14 protein-coding genes are annotated in these 15,143 nt (G+C 50.1%); 6 read left to right on the top strand and 8 right to left on the bottom strand.

The window, feature by feature from the left end:
• Positions 1 to 350: 350 nt before the first annotated feature.
• Genes RY075_RS15505 through RY075_RS15495 form a run of 3 tightly spaced genes read right to left on the bottom strand, consistent with a single transcriptional unit; the run spans position 351 to position 2,053 of the window.
• Positions 351 to 947: a hypothetical protein gene (locus RY075_RS15505; RefSeq protein ID WP_338627823.1), complete on the bottom strand. Its 597-nt coding sequence runs from the start codon at positions 945 to 947 to the stop codon at positions 351 to 353.
• Positions 931 to 1,299, bottom strand: coding sequence for a hypothetical protein (locus RY075_RS15500; RefSeq protein ID WP_338627822.1), 369 nt, complete (start codon positions 1,297 to 1,299; stop codon positions 931 to 933). The genes RY075_RS15505 and RY075_RS15500 overlap by 17 nt, the downstream gene beginning before the upstream one ends.
• Positions 1,289 to 2,053 (bottom strand): lysozyme inhibitor LprI family protein, encoded by a 765-nt coding sequence (locus RY075_RS15495; RefSeq protein ID WP_338627821.1) that lies wholly within the window; start codon positions 2,051 to 2,053, stop codon positions 1,289 to 1,291. The genes RY075_RS15500 and RY075_RS15495 overlap by 11 nt, the downstream gene beginning before the upstream one ends.
• Positions 2,054 to 3,544: 1,491 nt before the next feature.
• Between RY075_RS15495 and RY075_RS15490 the strand changes: the two genes are divergently transcribed.
• Complete coding sequence (locus tag RY075_RS15490) at positions 3,545 to 4,297, top strand: hypothetical protein (protein ID WP_338627820.1); 753 nt, start codon at positions 3,545 to 3,547, stop codon at positions 4,295 to 4,297.
• Between the two features lie 200 nt (positions 4,298 to 4,497).
• Here RY075_RS15490 and RY075_RS15485 read toward each other — a convergent pair whose 3' ends face one another.
• On the bottom strand, positions 4,498 to 6,414 hold the full coding sequence (locus RY075_RS15485) for a recombinase family protein (protein ID WP_338627819.1): 1,917 nt from the start codon (positions 6,412 to 6,414) through the stop codon (positions 4,498 to 4,500).
• 89 nt (positions 6,415 to 6,503) lie between these two features.
• Here RY075_RS15485 and RY075_RS15480 point away from each other — a divergent pair, with 89 nt between their 5' ends.
• On the top strand, positions 6,504 to 6,689 hold the full coding sequence (locus tag RY075_RS15480) for a Fe-S-cluster oxidoreductase (RefSeq protein ID WP_074185052.1): 186 nt from the start codon (positions 6,504 to 6,506) through the stop codon (positions 6,687 to 6,689).
• Here RY075_RS15480 and setB read toward each other — a convergent pair.
• Both setB and RY075_RS15470 read right to left on the bottom strand, forming a co-directional pair.
• Positions 6,686 to 7,867, bottom strand: a complete 1,182-nt coding sequence (gene setB / locus RY075_RS15475; protein WP_032609703.1) for a sugar efflux transporter SetB — start codon at positions 7,865 to 7,867, stop codon at positions 6,686 to 6,688. The genes RY075_RS15480 and setB overlap by 4 nt on opposite strands.
• 103 nt (positions 7,868 to 7,970) lie before the next feature.
• Positions 7,971 to 8,150, bottom strand: coding sequence for a hypothetical protein (locus RY075_RS15470; protein ID WP_136129487.1), 180 nt, complete (start codon positions 8,148 to 8,150; stop codon positions 7,971 to 7,973).
• A 75-nt stretch (positions 8,151 to 8,225) separates the two neighbouring features.
• Between RY075_RS15470 and fruB the strand changes: the two genes are divergently transcribed.
• Genes fruB through fruA form a run of 3 tightly spaced genes read left to right on the top strand, consistent with a single transcriptional unit; the run spans position 8,226 to position 11,996 of the window.
• Positions 8,226 to 9,356, top strand: coding sequence for a fused PTS fructose transporter subunit IIA/HPr protein (gene fruB, locus RY075_RS15465; protein ID WP_023314548.1), 1,131 nt, complete (start codon positions 8,226 to 8,228; stop codon positions 9,354 to 9,356).
• Complete coding sequence (gene fruK / locus RY075_RS15460) at positions 9,356 to 10,294, top strand: 1-phosphofructokinase (RefSeq protein WP_006811313.1); 939 nt, start codon at positions 9,356 to 9,358, stop codon at positions 10,292 to 10,294. The genes fruB and fruK overlap by 1 nt, the downstream gene beginning before the upstream one ends.
• Before the next feature lie 16 nt (positions 10,295 to 10,310).
• Positions 10,311 to 11,996: a PTS fructose transporter subunit IIBC gene (fruA, locus tag RY075_RS15455; RefSeq protein ID WP_109949179.1), complete on the top strand. Its 1,686-nt coding sequence runs from the start codon at positions 10,311 to 10,313 to the stop codon at positions 11,994 to 11,996.
• A gap of 46 nt (positions 11,997 to 12,042) precedes the next feature.
• On the opposite strand, the gene nfo is transcribed toward fruA, so the two are convergent.
• Both nfo and RY075_RS15445 read right to left on the bottom strand, forming a co-directional pair.
• Positions 12,043 to 12,900 carry a deoxyribonuclease IV gene (gene nfo, locus RY075_RS15450; RefSeq protein ID WP_003859342.1) on the bottom strand — a complete coding sequence of 286 codons (858 nt, stop codon included), beginning with the start codon at positions 12,898 to 12,900 and terminating at the stop codon, positions 12,043 to 12,045.
• Between the two features lie 64 nt (positions 12,901 to 12,964).
• Positions 12,965 to 14,011, bottom strand: coding sequence for a YeiH family protein (locus tag RY075_RS15445; protein WP_003859339.1), 1,047 nt, complete (start codon positions 14,009 to 14,011; stop codon positions 12,965 to 12,967).
• A 97-nt stretch (positions 14,012 to 14,108) separates the two neighbouring features.
• Between RY075_RS15445 and yieE the strand changes: the two genes are divergently transcribed.
• Complete coding sequence (yieE, locus tag RY075_RS15440; RefSeq protein WP_003859337.1) at positions 14,109 to 14,975, top strand: DNA-binding transcriptional regulator YeiE; 867 nt, start codon at positions 14,109 to 14,111, stop codon at positions 14,973 to 14,975.
• Positions 14,976 to 15,143: the final 168 nt, after the last annotated feature.

Genomic DNA, 15,143 nt, shown 5'->3' with positions numbered 1-15,143 from the left:
AGCATGATCTTCTTGAGTTTGCTAATGGTTGATTTCATTTTTACGTGCAATTTTTATCGATTTGGCTAATCAACCATGATAATGTTGACTGGGTAAACTACTGGAATCTTCACTGTGGATGGCAGCGTGTTAAGATTTAGCGCTTCTGCTGCGTTACAAAATTGGATACAGTTTGCGACACATAAAAACCCCAGCGTCGCTGACACTACATATGGTTGAACGTTGTTATTTTCTTGGTCGGATATGTTTTTATCTAATCCTAATCAGTGGGTCATATATTGATTAAATAAGTTAATATTTTGATTAGTGATGCAGGGGGGCGCCCCTGCATTTGAAGATCGTATAGAGCGTTACTTCTGGCAAATCTCCCGATCGTAGACGCCACCATTTACAGCCAGCAGCTGTCTTTTCTTTTTTGAAATCATATTAGTCATGATTTGCGAACGATCTAAAAAAATACCATCAAATGTTCCTGGACGTGCATTCCGTCCTGCAATAATTGCTATATCTCCCAAGTTTAACGTTGCTACCTTATCGTTATCATAATCCGTATTTTCGAAAATGAATTTTATCCCTTCATTCGAATCAGGGATATATAACGTTACTAACGGTTTTTTACTGAAAGTGACTGTACCGATGCTTTTAATTTTACCAGTAACCATCAAGCGACATTTCTTGAAATCATTCGTTGCCCTGAATTCGTGTTCTTTAAACTTCGCATAAACTTCCCCGGTAGTATACACCCTTGGAAGTATATCGATTATTGATGGTTTGGATAGTTGCTCTTTTTGTTGCAAAGAAGTTGAGTCTCTGTATGATACTTGTATTGATTCATATGTGCTGGCTTGGGTTGGTGTTATTGCTAAACCGTTCAACATATAAATCCCGAAGGAGATGGCAACAGTTACAATCGTTTTTTTAAAGTGAAATTTAGAGTCTGCTATCATTTTGCTTTTCCATAACTTCTATCTTAACAATATGCTTACCATTACGGTATGTTTTTACGTTATCAGTGGGAGACTTAACTGCGTTACGGATCTCATTTATTATATGTTTAGATAACAAATCGCAGCCCTCCATATACATAACCTTACGGGTATCAGTATCTGATATATTAGTGAAGCAGCTACTTATCCATGAATCAGGTATTTCGACTCCATGTATCAGATTCATATATTCAACGATAAACTTATCTGTCAGGTGAAAATGTCCAACCACGTATTTTCCATTATAGGTTTGACGAGAAGACGAAGTTATCCAGTCATTTTTTAAAACCAATGTCAGTGCTTTATTTTTCATTTTCAGATTCCAGTTCACGAATACGATTGTTCGTCATGTTGATAAGGCATTTCTGCTCGTTATTGCAGTCGGATTTTTGTTTTATCCATTCTCTTTGAGAAGGGAGTAAGCGTTTTCGTGTTTCAGGGCTAAGGTTTTTCCAGACCAAATTTAGTCTCTCATCGCTTGCTTCATAACTGTGTGTATCGACATTTGAGGTTGCTGTATTGTTATTGGTGGCTTCAAGGTTGTTATTATAGAAAATGGGTGCGCGAACTCCCTGAGCATACTCTTTAGCTGCTTTGTCCCACACGCCTTGACCATTGACAGTCAGTATTTTCCTGAACTCTGTAGTGTTGAAACTATAAATGCGGATCTCGCCATTGAAATCCATCTTCACGTTGACTGTGGTTGACTTCGCAATGCCAGTCAAGAAAGCCCCAGCTTCTGAGCCAAGTGAACAGACTAATTCCTTCGTATCCTCGTTATTCTTTGGGCGTAGTCCGTGCATTTTGAATCTACCACTATTAGTTGTAGCAGTGATATCTACCAGCGGCACAATCGATGATGATTGCTTTGCCATCGCGAAGCATATTCCCTTCAGATTTACATCCCTGTCCATCCCGAGAAACATCAGGGCTTTTTGGTCGCTGCTGGCGACACCCGCTGATTTTGCCTCTGGTAATAAATAGACGGTATTAGATGCGGTAGCCATACATGAAATGAGAACAACGCCTGATGCCATGATTTTTAACGTTTGTATAAGGATAGTCATTCTGGATACCTTCTTTCTTTCGCACTTGATCGGGGGGCAGAGCACTCGTTCCGTGAGTCTTGCTTACGAGAAACACCTACTGAAGAATCATGATCTTACATTGATCTGTAAAATCTATCAATATCGAGAAATTGATCTATAAAAACGATCGATTGATTCAATAGATATACCGAAAGTTACAGGAATTAAGATTAAGTATATGTTATTCAAGCGTTTTAAGTTTTTTGGGATTGCATGCGTGGGATGGAAAACTCCTCTTTGCTGGTCGTGTTGAGAAAGATTTCAGGCTCAACTAGGCAAACCCACAATCCTCTTTGCATAAAGGTATATCTACCTGATAATCCAGCCCCGGGTCTCGTGCATAGCGCAAACAGAAGTGTTCTATGCGATTGAGGAGGCAACTGCTTGGGTCACAATGCCTTTCCACCAATAGCGCTGGCTTTTAGTGTGTTTTGTCTTTTAGAAGGCGTTGGTGGAAAGGGGGCGGGGTTGTCGATCTAGGGGGGCTGAAAACCGCATTCTATTACTGAGTTTTGTCGATCTAGGAGGCTGTAAACCCTTGCTGTAACAGGGTTTGAGTTCCCTTCTATATAGTAAAAATAACAATGATAACCATGTTACAAGGATAAAGGTCACTTCAAAAATCTACGAGCGAAGCGAGTGCGCGAAGCGCTATTGACCGTTATTAGATCATTGAACGATTGGATTCATTCACTAGATTTCTTCGCTACGCTCGAAATCCCTTCGGGCTTCGCCCTTCGGTGCTTACGCCCTTGAAGTTGTTGTAACGACTTCTGTAAGGTATTTAATTCATTAATTTCTGAGGTTTACTTGGGTGAGAAACCCTGTTCAGGTTATCCCTTCTCTAACTAAAATAGAGATACCAGCAAAGCGAGATAACCAACTTCCCCGATCTATTTGCTGAACGCTCAGTTGATTAGAGCGTTACCAAAAGAGCTGTTGAGAGTTCATTGATTAGCTTTGGAGAAGTGCTTGTTTGTGAGTATTCCAAGTCAACACTAAACCATGTAGTGAGAAACACTTTTTATTGACTAAATAAAAGTCATAAATTTCTTTTTTTATACAATTAAGGGATTGGACACTAAATTGAATTATACTTGTACTATTTCTTTGAGCGCGTGAAAAATGACGCTCTAAATAGATATGTGATAAAAAAACTTGTTAGCATTGACAACTTATAGGAAGCTAATAATAAAGTTTTGCAGCCAGGGAGTATTAAATGAGACCAAGAAAGCTATCAGGAGATGATCTTGTCATATTGGCTTCCAAATGGCTTGCCATTGATACTGAAGGTAAAAAATGAATTACCGAAAGAATCATGCATTTCATAAGAAACTTTGTATTGTTCGATGGATATATTCGGATTAGCGTTCGTTAAATCGTTGAACTTAACCCAGACAAAAAGCCCTCTGTACTAACAGAATACAATCAGAAGAATCGAATTCAACTTTAGGAAAAACAGATAGTTATATGAACTTTATTCAGTACTTTTTTTATGATGGACGCATGAATCGCACTAACACAAAATATTCAAAGCATGACCAAAATTCCCCACTTTCTCCTATTGCGTATGTTGCGGAGTCCATAGAGGATTTAAAGAGAGCTCTTCGTATTAGCGGTCTTTACGATAAAGCGATCCGGCAGGCTTTCCCAAAATTCATCAAGCAAGTTAATTCAATGGCGCTGGGTGATGCTTACCGTTGCTTCTACACCCAGAATAGCAAGATGAATAAACCCGCTCTGGGTGTTTGCTTCCGTCGCCGTGGGAACAATTGCGGCTCGGTCCTGATGCTTTCCGCAGACATTATCGTTGAGAAAAAGCATTCATGCGTGAACGCTCGACAAGATTACTTCCTTGGTATGTGGAAAAAGGTTTCGGGCGATACCGCAAATGAATTCCTAATCGCGTTCGAAGATACGAAGCCAATGAAAGCCCGTGGCGACGCTATGAAAGGCCAGTTAGTTAAAACCGATTCAGCAGCCCCAGAAGCAGCGATTATTGATGAACCGTACCAATACGCCCCAGAGGACATTTTGGACGCAATAGAAGCCGTACAGGTAGTGGAGCAAGCACCGGAAGATTTAGACGTAACAGAGCCTGTTTACGTTGCTGATTTAATCGAGACCGAAATTGATCCTGAAAGTGAACGTTTAGAGCTAATCAAGATTGAAGAAATGATTTACCATATTGAAAGCATGGAATACTGCATTAACACGAAATAAATAGTCTGAGTATAGGCCTGCCCGCCATGGATTAAAATATAGTAAAATTATTCATGCCTTCATCAATTATATGATAGCATCCCCATGAAAAACCATTCTTTGCTGAAAGTGGAACGTCAGTATTACTAGGGAGATGAATCCAGTATAGGTTTATCGGGGAAGTTGATTGGCTTCCCCTTGGCTAATAGGTAAGAGTGATTTTAGTTTGAAATTTTATTTAAGTCTTCTAGCGAGTTAATCACATGCTTAATGCCGTTTATCGTTGCATATGATTTGCTTGTAGTGCCATCCACCCTGATAGCTATTCCATTGACTTCATCGCGTCTAATACCATCTTCTAGCTCAGTGATATACGTCGGGTTAAGAAGGCTGACTTCGTGTTTTTCCTGAATATGCTGCGCAAATTTGTCAGGAGAAATAAGTACATCAATAAAGGAATGCAGCACAAGTCCTTGCATTTTTAGTAAGTCATGATCATTGACTGTTTGCGCTTCTACATACGAAACTCCAGGTGATCGGTTGCGATTGAACTTAATCACGATTCTTTGCTTTGTCTCGTCCGCGAAGGTTACTTCGAAATGACCATGACGCCCATCAATATCGTAACAATCAATGCGTCTGATAGCTTGCTTTACCTTTAGTCTGATCTGCTTACGGTTAGGGTTCTTTGTATCATGCACATCAAATTTTCGGAATTGTTGCCAGCCCGTAGTTTGAATTTCTGAACGGTTGATTTTGTACTGATGAAATTCTCTCTCAAGCTTCGCTTTATTATGTTTATTCAGATTAATCTGTTCTGCAAGCTCTTCGAGGCTATCCGTTAAAGTTGCCAGTTTCAGAAGCTTATCAATAGATTCTGAGATCTTTTCAATCTCAGATTCATACCATGCCGTTTTATCTTCTTGGTGGTTGTTCCAGACGTGATCAGCAATTAGTTGCAAAACAGTGTGCTCAAGCTGGTATGCCGTAAACCCTTTTTTACCGCAAGGTTTACCCTGAACAATTTTTGAGCCACAGATATAACGGTATTTATTTTCGGTTGAACCTGATTTGAACATAAAAGATCCACATTTCCCACAGAAAAGAATTCCAATTCCTGATAGTAACGGGATTTCGGGTTCAGGGTTGCCCTCTGGGTATTTTGAGGAGCTTCTAGTAACCGCTCGGTGTCGGTCCAGTTTTGATAGAGTCATATAGTCTATTTCTGAAATCAGGGCCGGGTAGTAATCAGGAATAATGAATATTTCTTTCAATGGTTCTTCTGAATCCGGATCGTATATCACGACACCTGATTCATCGCGCTTATCCAGCGTAAAGACTTTTTGTCCATAAACAGTAGGGTTCAAGAAGGTTCGAATTAAATGCTTGCCCCATTGTTCCGTTTTGGGCGTCAGTGCTTGACCTGTCTGGTCTTTATAAACCCTCTTTTTAGGGGCCGGGTAATGTTCGTTAAGATATCTTTGGATTCCAAGAAGAGTTTCACCGTTTTGTTTCAGCTCTATAATCTTTTGCGCTGCTGCAAAATACATTGAGTGTGGGGTAACGTATCCTGATTTTGTATCTACCCACCAGACATTCTGACCCACTGATTCTATTGCTTTTGCTGGCGTTCCCGCTTCTCTTGTCAGGTTGTGCCGTATCAGTGAACGGGCTTGGGCTTCAACCCGATTCTTTTTTGTCAACGATTCGTCGTGGGCGCGTGTGAACATCAACAATGAAATGATTAAATCGGTTGGATTATTCTTTACGTCCGCGTACTTATAGACCTTTTCATCCATGCCAGTAACAACAACTATCCCCTTGCTAAGTATGCTCTTGAATATATCCAAAGCGGTCCAGGCATCATCACGACTAATGCGGTCAAGATTTTCGACTACTAGCCACGAACCAACGGGAACTTTAACCCCAATCTGCTTGATGAACTCCGATAGCTTCCCTTCATGAGCATTTTTTCCTTTGAACGCGGACATGCCGAGATCGTGGAAAGCCGTTGTATCAAGTTCGAGATTATAACGGGCCGCAATTTTTAGAGCGGTATCTTGCTGACGTTCCAGGGAGTTACCTTCCCGTTGTTTCACAGATGAAAAACGCACGTACGAATACAGCTTAGGTTTCATTAAGTGTGATTCCCTTCGAATGGTATTGATTGATCAAATGGACCTGATGCTAACAGCAGGAATGTGGATTTTAAACAGTGAATAATTGTATGTTAGGCAAGCCTGCCAATACCCGCTGCGTTCAGCTCTCTGACACTAACCTGTGCATGATCTTTGGCTCGCCCCTGCGCCCGAAGGTGTGCTCCGGGCTCCAGCCTGACGCCGAAATGTGCGGCAGTACGCGCCAGCAGGCCATCACTTATCTGCTTGAGCTGGAAGCGCTCACCGCGCCTTAAACGTCTTTGATTCGCGTCAGGCAACTCAGCGTCATGACGCACATCACCAGCGCAATCCAGAACACCGTATGATAGTTCCAGATTTCAGCCACAACGCCCGCCAGTGAGCCTGCAATAATCCAGCCCACGCGGGTGGTATTCGTATAAAGGGTGGTGGCAGAGCCTGCCTGACCCGGCATCAGGTCCTGAAAGTAGAGCATGCCGATACCGGCCAGAATACCGATGTAAATGGCGTTCAGCAGCTGTAAAGCCAGAAGCAGGGCTGGCGTATGAACCGTCAGCATACCGACATAAAACAGCAGCCCGGCTACGGCGGCGACGCGCATCAAAAAGCGCTTGCCGAAGCGCTTCGCGTAATAACCCGCAATCAGCATGGTGGGGATCTCAAGCCCCGCGGCGGTTCCCATCATGATCCCGGCCAGCTTCTCCGGCAGATGCAGCTCATCAATAATAAACAGCGGCATATTAATGATATAGAGGCTGTTCGTTCCCCACATCAGCGTACAGATAATGAATAACAGCAGTGCGTCGCGGCGGTTGCGTCGCGGAGCTTCCAGCGTACCAGTCGCCACTTTCGGCTCTTTACGCATGGAGGGCAGGAAGAACCAGACCATCGCGCCGCATACCACGAAGGCCACGGCTGCGCTGAGGTACATCACCGTAAAGCCAAAACCCATCGCCAGCGCGTAGGCAAGCGGGGGGCCAATCACCCACGCCAGCGACACCTGCGCGCGCAGTATCGAGCTGAACATCACCGCTTCCCGCCCGGTGTGGTCGGCATGCTCGCGGGCAAGGGCGAACATCTGCGGGTTGGCGGTCGAGCCGAAGCTGCTCAGGAAGACGCCCACGAACAGCAGAATGAAGTAGTTACGGTTCCAGGCAAACAGCAGGCAGGCAAATACCCCGAGCAGGCAGCAAAAAACGATCAGGCTTTTGCGATCGCCTTTGCGGTCTGAACGACCGGCAAGAAACTGGCTGACAAAAATGCCAATGATGGCGCTCCCGGTAAAGAAGAAGCCAACCATCGCCGGGCGGGCGTGGACTTCGTTGGTCAGAAAGAGGCTCAGCGTAGGCGTTTGTAACGCACCGGCAATACCGGTGAGGAAAGCAACGATCAAAAACGCCGTTGACGTCAAATCAAAGGGCTTTGGTGAGGCGGCAGCGGGGGTGTTATGCATGTTCAGTCTTTGCGAGTAACAGAGAGAGGCGGAGTTTACGCCGCCCGTCATTAAATAAACAGAGGGTAAAGTCAAGATTGCTACAAAAAATCAAAATGGCATTTCACTTTCGCGCCGCCTCGCTGAAGCGTGCTGAACCTGTTTGCTGAACATCAACAAAATCCCCTGAACTGAAGAAGAAATGTGCTGCACTTCTAAATTCTGCAACAAGAAATGTAACTTTTCTTGCAACCTTTTGTAGAAAAGACAAGACTTCTTGAAACGTTTCAGCGCTATCTTGCATGTCCTGAAGAAGCAGGTTAGCGCCTATTTTCTCAGTTAAGCTGAAACGATTCAATTTCAGCAGGAGAGGAGAATCATGTTCCAGTTATCTGTTCAGGATATTCACCCGGGCGAACAGGCCGGGAATAAAGAAGAGGCTATTCGCCAGGTCGCCGCTGCGCTCGTGCAGGCTGGCAACGTGGCTGACGGCTACGTCAACGGCATGCTGGCGCGTGAACAGCAGACCTCCACCTTCCTCGGTAACGGTATTGCAATTCCGCACGGCACCACGGACACCCGCGATCAGGTGCTGAAAACCGGTGTGCAGGTCTTCCAGTTCCCGCAGGGCGTGCTGTGGGGCGAGGGTCAGGTGGCTTATGTGGCGATCGGCATCGCGGCCAGCGGTGACGAACACCTGGGCCTGCTGCGTCAGCTGACGCACGTGCTGAGTGATGATGCCGTCGCGGAACAGCTTAAATCCGCCACCACTGCTGAAGAACTGCGTGCCCTGCTGATGGGCGAAAAACAGAGCGAAGCGCTGAAGCTGGATAATGAAACCCTGACGCTGGACGTCGTTGCGTCCGATCTGGTAACGCTCCAGGCGCTGAATGCGGCTCGCCTGAAAGAGGTCGGTGCGGCAGATTCCGCTTTTGTGACGCGCGCAATCAATGATAAGCCATTAAACCTGGGTCAGGGCATCTGGCTGAACGACAGTGCTGAAGGTAACCTGCGTAGCGCTATCGCGGTCAGCCGTGCTGCGGTTGCCTTTGAGACAGACGGCGAACGCGCCGCGATGCTGGTAACGGTTGCCATGACTGACGATCAGCCGGTTTCCGTGCTGAAGCGTCTGGGCGATCTGCTGCTGAACAATAAAGCTGAAAAACTGCTGAACGCAGACGCGGCGACGGTGCTGGCTCTGCTGACCAGCGACGATGCGCTGACGGATGACCTGCTGAGCGCAGAGTACGTGGTGCGTAACGAACATGGCCTGCATGCCCGTCCGGGCACCATGCTGGTGAATACCATTAAACAATTTGAAAGTGAGATCACCGTGACCAATCTGGACGGTTCGGGTAAACCAGCCAACGGGCGCAGCCTGATGAAAGTTGTCGCGCTGGGCGTGAAGAAAGGCCATCGTCTGCGCTTTACCGCGCAGGGTGCGGATGCTGAACAGGCGCTGAAAGCGATTGGCGACGCCATCGCGGCCGGTCTGGGGGAGGGCGCATAATGAGCAGACGTGTTGCGACCATTACGCTGAACCCGGCTTACGATCTGGTGGGCTTCTGCCCGGAAATTGAGCGTGGCGAAGTTAACCTGGTGCGGACGACCGGCCTGCATGCCGCAGGAAAAGGGATTAACGTGGCGAAGGTGCTGAAAGATCTCGGCATCGACGTCACCGTTGGCGGTTTCCTCGGTAAAGACAACCAGGACGGTTTTCAGCAGCTGTTCAGCGAGTTGGGCATCGCCAACCGTTTTCAGGTTGTGCAGGGCCGTACCCGCATTAACGTTAAGCTGACCGAGAAAGACGGTGAAGTGACCGATCTGAACTTCTCCGGCTTCGAAGTGACCCCGGCTGACTGGGAGCGCTTTGTTGCCGATTCCCTGAGCTGGCTGGGCCAGTTTGACATGGTGTGCGTCAGCGGCAGTCTGCCCTCCGGCGTCAGCCCGGAAGCGTTCACCGACTGGATGACGCGCCTGCGCAGCCAGTGCCCGTGCATTATTTTCGACAGCAGCCGCGACGCGCTGGTCGCCGGTCTGAAAGCCTCTCCGTGGCTGGTTAAGCCTAATCGCCGCGAACTGGAGATCTGGGCGGGCCGTAAGCTGCCAGAATTAAAGGATGTGATTGACGCTGCCCATGCGCTGCGCGAGCAGGGTATCGCTCACGTGGTGATTTCGCTGGGTGCAGAAGGTGCCCTGTGGGTTAACGCCTCCGGGGAATGGATTGCCAAACCGCCTTCAATGGAGGTGGTCAGCACCGTGGGTGCCGGGGATTCGATGGTTGGCGGTCTGATCTACGGTCTGCTGATGCGCGAATCCAGTGAACATACCTTACGTCTTGCTACCGCCGTTGCGGCCCTGGCCGTGAGCCAGAGCAATGTCGGTATTACCGATCGTACCCAGTTAGCCGCGATGATGGCGCGCGTTGACTTAAAACCTTTTAACTAACAGCAGGAGAGGAATAATGAAAACGCTGCTGATCATTGACTCCGGTCTCGGACAGGCTCGTGCCTATATGGCGAAGGCCCTGCTGGGCGCGGCGGCACAAAAAGCGCACCTGGATATCATTGATAACCCGGGTGATGCTGAAATGGCGATTGTTCTGGGCGACAAAATCCCCGCTGACAGCGCCCTGAACGGCAAAAAAGTGTGGCTGGGTGATATTAATCGCGCGGTGGCACATCCTGAACTGTTTCTGAGCGAAGCAAAAGGTCATGCGACGGTTTACAGCGCACCTGTTGAGGCGGCGCCGGTTGCCGCCGTTGGGCCGAAACGCATTGTTGCGGTAACGGCCTGCCCGACAGGTGTGGCGCACACCTTTATGGCGGCTGAAGCCATTGAAACCGAAGCGAAAAAACGTGGCTGGTGGGTAAAGGTTGAAACTCGCGGCTCTGTTGGCGCGGGCAATGCCATCACGCCTGAAGAGGTGGCGGAAGCCGATCTGGTGATTGTGGCGGCGGATATCGAAGTGGATCTGGCGAAGTTTGCCGGCAAGCCTATGTACCGTACCTCTACCGGCCTGGCGCTGAAGAAGACCGCGCAGGAGTTTGATAAGGCGCTGGCAGAAGCCAAACCGTATCAGGCAACCGGTGCGGCTAAAACTGCGACTGAAGGAAAAAAAGAGTCTGCGGGTGCGTATCGTCACCTGCTGACCGGCGTGTCCTACATGCTGCCGATGGTGGTGGCGGGCGGCCTGTGTATTGCGCTCTCCTTCGCCTTTGGTATCGAGGCGTTTAAAGAGCCGGGCACGCTGGCGGCCGCGTTGATGCAGATTGGCGGCGGCTCCGCGTTTGCGCTGATGGTGCCAGTGCTGGCGGGCTTTATCGCCTTCTCCATTGCTGACCGTCCTGGTCTGACGCCGGGTCTTATCGGCGGTATGCTGGCCGTGAGCACCGGTTCTGGCTTTATCGGCGGTATCATTGCCGGTTTCCTCGCCGGTTATGTGGCGAAGCTGATCAGCTCGAAGCTGAAGCTGCCGCAGAGTATGGAAGCGCTGAAACCTATTCTGATCATCCCGCTGATTTCCAGCCTGGTGGTCGGTCTGGCGATGATTTACCTGATCGGTAAGCCGGTCGCGGGCATTCTGGAAGGCCTGACCCACTGGCTGCAAACCATGGGGACGGCGAACGCGGTGCTGCTGGGCGCAATCCTCGGCGGTATGATGTGTACCGACATGGGTGGTCCGGTGAACAAAGCGGCATATGCGTTTGGCGTTGGCCTGCTGAGTACCCAGACCTACGCGCCGATGGCGGCGATCATGGCGGCAGGTATGGTGCCACCGCTGGCGCTTGGCCTGGCGACGATCATTGCCCGTCGTAAGTTCGATAAAGCGCAGCAGGAAGGCGGTAAAGCTGCGCTGGTGCTGGGCCTGTGCTTCATCACCGAAGGCGCAATTCCGTTTGCGGCGCGCGATCCAATGCGTGTTCTGCCGTGCTGTATCGTGGGTGGTGCGGTGACGGGGGCTATCTCCATGGCCGTAGGTGCGAAACTGATGGCGCCGCACGGCGGTCTGTTCGTCCTGCTGATCCCTGGCGCCATCACGCCGGTGCTGGGTTATCTGCTGGCGATTGTTGCCGGTACGCTGGTGGCAGGCCTGTCTTACGCGGTGCTGAAACGTCCGGAAGCGGAAGTTGTGGCGAAAGCAGCGTAAGCGGTAAGCAATAAAAAAGCCGGGTGCTAATGCAACCCGGCTTTTTTTATGCCGCCTGTTCAGCGGTTTGCTGTGCCTTCAGCCAGGCAATCTCTTCTGCCCAGATGTCCGGATTGATGGTTTCCAGCACCATCGGAATACCGTCGAAGCGAGCGTCCTGCATGATAAAGCGGAACGCATCGTGGCCGATGTTGCCTTCGCCCAGGCTGTGATGGCGGTCAACGCGGCTACCAAAGGCGCTTTTCGCATCGTTTAAGTGCATACCGCGAAGATATTTAAAACCAACAATACGCTCGAACTCCTCGAAGGTATTTTTTGTGGCCTCGGTTGTGCGCAGGTCATAACCGGCCGCAAACGCGTGGCAGGTATCAATGCACACGCCCACGCGGGATTTGTCTTCCACGCCGTCGATGATCGCCGCCAGATGCTCAAACTTAAAGCCGAGGTTGCTGCCCTGACCGGCGGTATTCTCAATCACCGCCGTCACGCCCTGGGTTTTATCCAGCGTCATGTTAATTGACTCGGCGATGCGCGCCAGACAGGCGTCTTCGTCGATTTGCATCAGATGGCTGCCGGGATGGAAATTCAGCAGCGTTAGCCCCAGTTGCTCACAGCGCTGAACCTCATCCAGGAACGCTTCGCGGGATTTTTCCAGCGCCTCGGCAACCGGGTGACCGAGGTTAATGAGGTAGCTGTCATGGGGAAGGATCTGGCCAGGCCCGTAGCCGTATTTCTCGCAGGCGGCTTTGAAGTCATCAATCACTTCCGCGGTGAGGGGAGCTGCGCGCCACTGGCGCTGGTTTTTGGTGAACAGGGCGAAAGCGGTCGCCTCGATTTCGGCGGCGCGAATGGCGGCATTCGCAAGGCCACCGGCAGCGCTGACGTGCGCTCCAACATATTTCATAAAAAGACTCCTGTTAACCCGAAATGCCTATGATAACGGGTTAACAGGAGAAGGACGAGATGGTTTATGCCAACAGGCTGTGTACCGCAAGGTTAATCGCACCGCCGCCAACTATCAGCCAGATGAACAGCACCAGCGCCATCAGCAGCGGTTTCGCCCCGGCTTTTTTCAGCGCGCTGACGTGCGTGGTGATGCCCAGCGCCGCCATTGCCATCGCCAGCAGGACCGTATCCAGCGTGACCAGCATATCCACCATCGCTTTTGGCAGCAGGTGGAAAGAGTTGAAGACAGCGACCACGATGAACAGGATCGCAAACCACGGAATGGTGATTTTGCTTTTCTCGCTGCCGCCTGCCGGAGCAAGCTGTTTAACCCGCGCCGCGAGGAAAATCAGGAACGGGGCCAGCATCATCACGCGCAGCATTTTGGCGATGACCGCCGCGTTTTCCGCTTCCGGGTTAATGGCGTGACCTGCCGCCACCACCTGCGCCACTTCGTGCATGGTTGAGCCGATATAAATGCCGTAGGTTTCCGGACTAAACCAGTGCGCCACCAGCGGATACATGGCCGGATACAGGAAGATCGCCAGCGTACCGAAGATAACTACCGTCGCGACGGCAACCGTGACTTTACTGGCTTCGGCTTTAACGACGGGTTCTGTTGCCAGTACCGCCGCCGCGCCGCAGATGCTGCTACCCGCACCGATCAGCCAGCTGGTCTGTTTGTCCAGCCCAAAGATCTTCTGGCCGATAAAGCACGCCAGTAAAAAGGTGCTCGAAAGGGTCAGGACGTCAATGGCAATCCCGCTGACCCCCACATCCGCAATCTGCGAAAAGGTGAGACGGAAGCCATAAAGGATGATCCCGAGACGTAATAAATGCTGCTTGGCGAAAATCACGCCGCCGTCGCAGGATTTCCAGATGTGCGGGTAAACGGTGTTCCCGACCACCATGCCGAGCAGAATGGCCAGCGTCAGGGCGCTGAACCCTGCACCGGCAACCGCCGGTATACTGCCGCCCCATAAGGCCACGCCGGTAACCACGGCGCTGAGCGCGAGACCCGGCACGAAGTGCCACACTGTACGATGATGTTGTAAGGTGATTTCTGACATAACCTTCTCCTTTGTCTGGCTAAAGGTTACGGCGCTCTGGCTTAAAAATAAAATTGATTATATATTTATAATCAATCTTTATAAGTGGTAAGCAACCATGCACATTACATTGCGTCAGCTGGAAGTTTTTGCCGAGGTGCTGAAAAGCGGCTCGACAACCCAGGCGTCACAAATGCTGGCGCTCTCGCAGTCCGCCGTTAGCGCGGCCTTGACCGATCTTGAAGGGCAACTGGGCGTCCAGCTTTTCGACAGGGTAGGGAAGCGGCTGGTGGTGAACGAACATGGCCGCCTGCTGTATCCGCGTGCCCTGGCTTTACTGGAGCAGGCGACGGAGATCGAACAGCTGTTCCGCGAGGACAACGGCGCTATTCGCGTCTACGCCAGCAGCACGATCGGTAACTACATCCTGCCGGAAGTGATTGCCCGCTACCGCCGGGATTTTCCGACCCTGCCGCTGGAGATGAGCGTCGGCAACAGCCAGGACGTGATCAACGCGGTGATTGATTTCCGCGTGGACATCGGGCTTATCGAAGGGCCGTGCCACAACGTGGATATCATTGCGGAGCCCTGGCTGGAGGATGAGCTGGTGGTGTTTGCCTCTCCGGCCTCTTCTTTACTCCAGGGCGAGGTCACGCTGGAGCGGCTGGCGCAAGCGCAGTGGATCCTGCGAGAGCAGGGCTCCGGCACGCGTGAGATTGTCGATTATCTGCTGCTGTCCCATCTACCGCAGTTCCAGTTAGGGATGGAATTAGGTAACTCCGAGGCCATTAAGCATGCCGTACGCCATGGTCTGGGCATTAGCTGTCTTTCCCGACGGGTGATTGCCGAACAGCTGGAAACCGGCTCACTGGTTGAGATCCCCGTTCCGCTGCCGAAGCTGGTGCGCACGCTGTGGTGCATCCATCATCGTCAGAAACACCTTTCCAGCTCGCTCCAGCGTTTTCTGCGCTACTGCGAGATGTAAAAGCGCCCCTCACCCTGGCCCTCTCCCCAAAGGGGAGAGGGAAAAATTATGCTTTACTTATAATCCTGGCCGAGTCATGAAGCTCTCTTATAACTGAGTATTTCTGCCGGAAGCAACGCAGATCGTCTGCTACAATCGCGCCTCATTTATTGAATGGACAGCATTTTC

This window comes from Enterobacter sp. JJBC (assembly GCF_036936505.1).
In the GTDB taxonomy this organism is placed as follows: Bacteria; Pseudomonadota; Gammaproteobacteria; order Enterobacterales; family Enterobacteriaceae; genus Enterobacter; species Enterobacter hormaechei_C.
This window is presented reverse-complemented; position numbering and strand designations above follow the sequence as displayed.

Excerpts from the sequence above, each read along its gene's own strand:
- RY075_RS15505 (WP_338627823.1), bottom strand. The coding sequence starts at position 947 with ATGATAGCAGACTCTAAATTTCACTTTAAAAAAACGATTGTAACTGTT.
- RY075_RS15500 (WP_338627822.1), bottom strand. The coding sequence starts at position 1,299 with ATGAAAAATAAAGCACTGACATTGGTTTTAAAAAATGACTGGATAACT.
- RY075_RS15495 (WP_338627821.1), bottom strand. The coding sequence starts at position 2,053 with ATGACTATCCTTATACAAACGTTAAAAATCATGGCATCAGGCGTTGTT.
- RY075_RS15490 (WP_338627820.1), top strand. The coding sequence starts at position 3,545 with ATGAACTTTATTCAGTACTTTTTTTATGATGGACGCATGAATCGCACT.
- RY075_RS15485 (WP_338627819.1), bottom strand. The coding sequence starts at position 6,414 with ATGAAACCTAAGCTGTATTCGTACGTGCGTTTTTCATCTGTGAAACAA.
- RY075_RS15480 (WP_074185052.1), top strand. The coding sequence starts at position 6,504 with ATGTTAGGCAAGCCTGCCAATACCCGCTGCGTTCAGCTCTCTGACACT.
- setB (WP_032609703.1), bottom strand. The coding sequence starts at position 7,867 with ATGCATAACACCCCCGCTGCCGCCTCACCAAAGCCCTTTGATTTGACG.
- RY075_RS15470 (WP_136129487.1), bottom strand. The coding sequence starts at position 8,150 with ATGCAAGATAGCGCTGAAACGTTTCAAGAAGTCTTGTCTTTTCTACAA.
- fruB (WP_023314548.1), top strand. The coding sequence starts at position 8,226 with ATGTTCCAGTTATCTGTTCAGGATATTCACCCGGGCGAACAGGCCGGG.
- fruK (WP_006811313.1), top strand. The coding sequence starts at position 9,356 with ATGAGCAGACGTGTTGCGACCATTACGCTGAACCCGGCTTACGATCTG.
- fruA (WP_109949179.1), top strand. The coding sequence starts at position 10,311 with ATGAAAACGCTGCTGATCATTGACTCCGGTCTCGGACAGGCTCGTGCC.
- nfo (WP_003859342.1), bottom strand. The coding sequence starts at position 12,900 with ATGAAATATGTTGGAGCGCACGTCAGCGCTGCCGGTGGCCTTGCGAAT.
- RY075_RS15445 (WP_003859339.1), bottom strand. The coding sequence starts at position 14,011 with ATGTCAGAAATCACCTTACAACATCATCGTACAGTGTGGCACTTCGTG.
- yieE (WP_003859337.1), top strand. The coding sequence starts at position 14,109 with ATGCACATTACATTGCGTCAGCTGGAAGTTTTTGCCGAGGTGCTGAAA.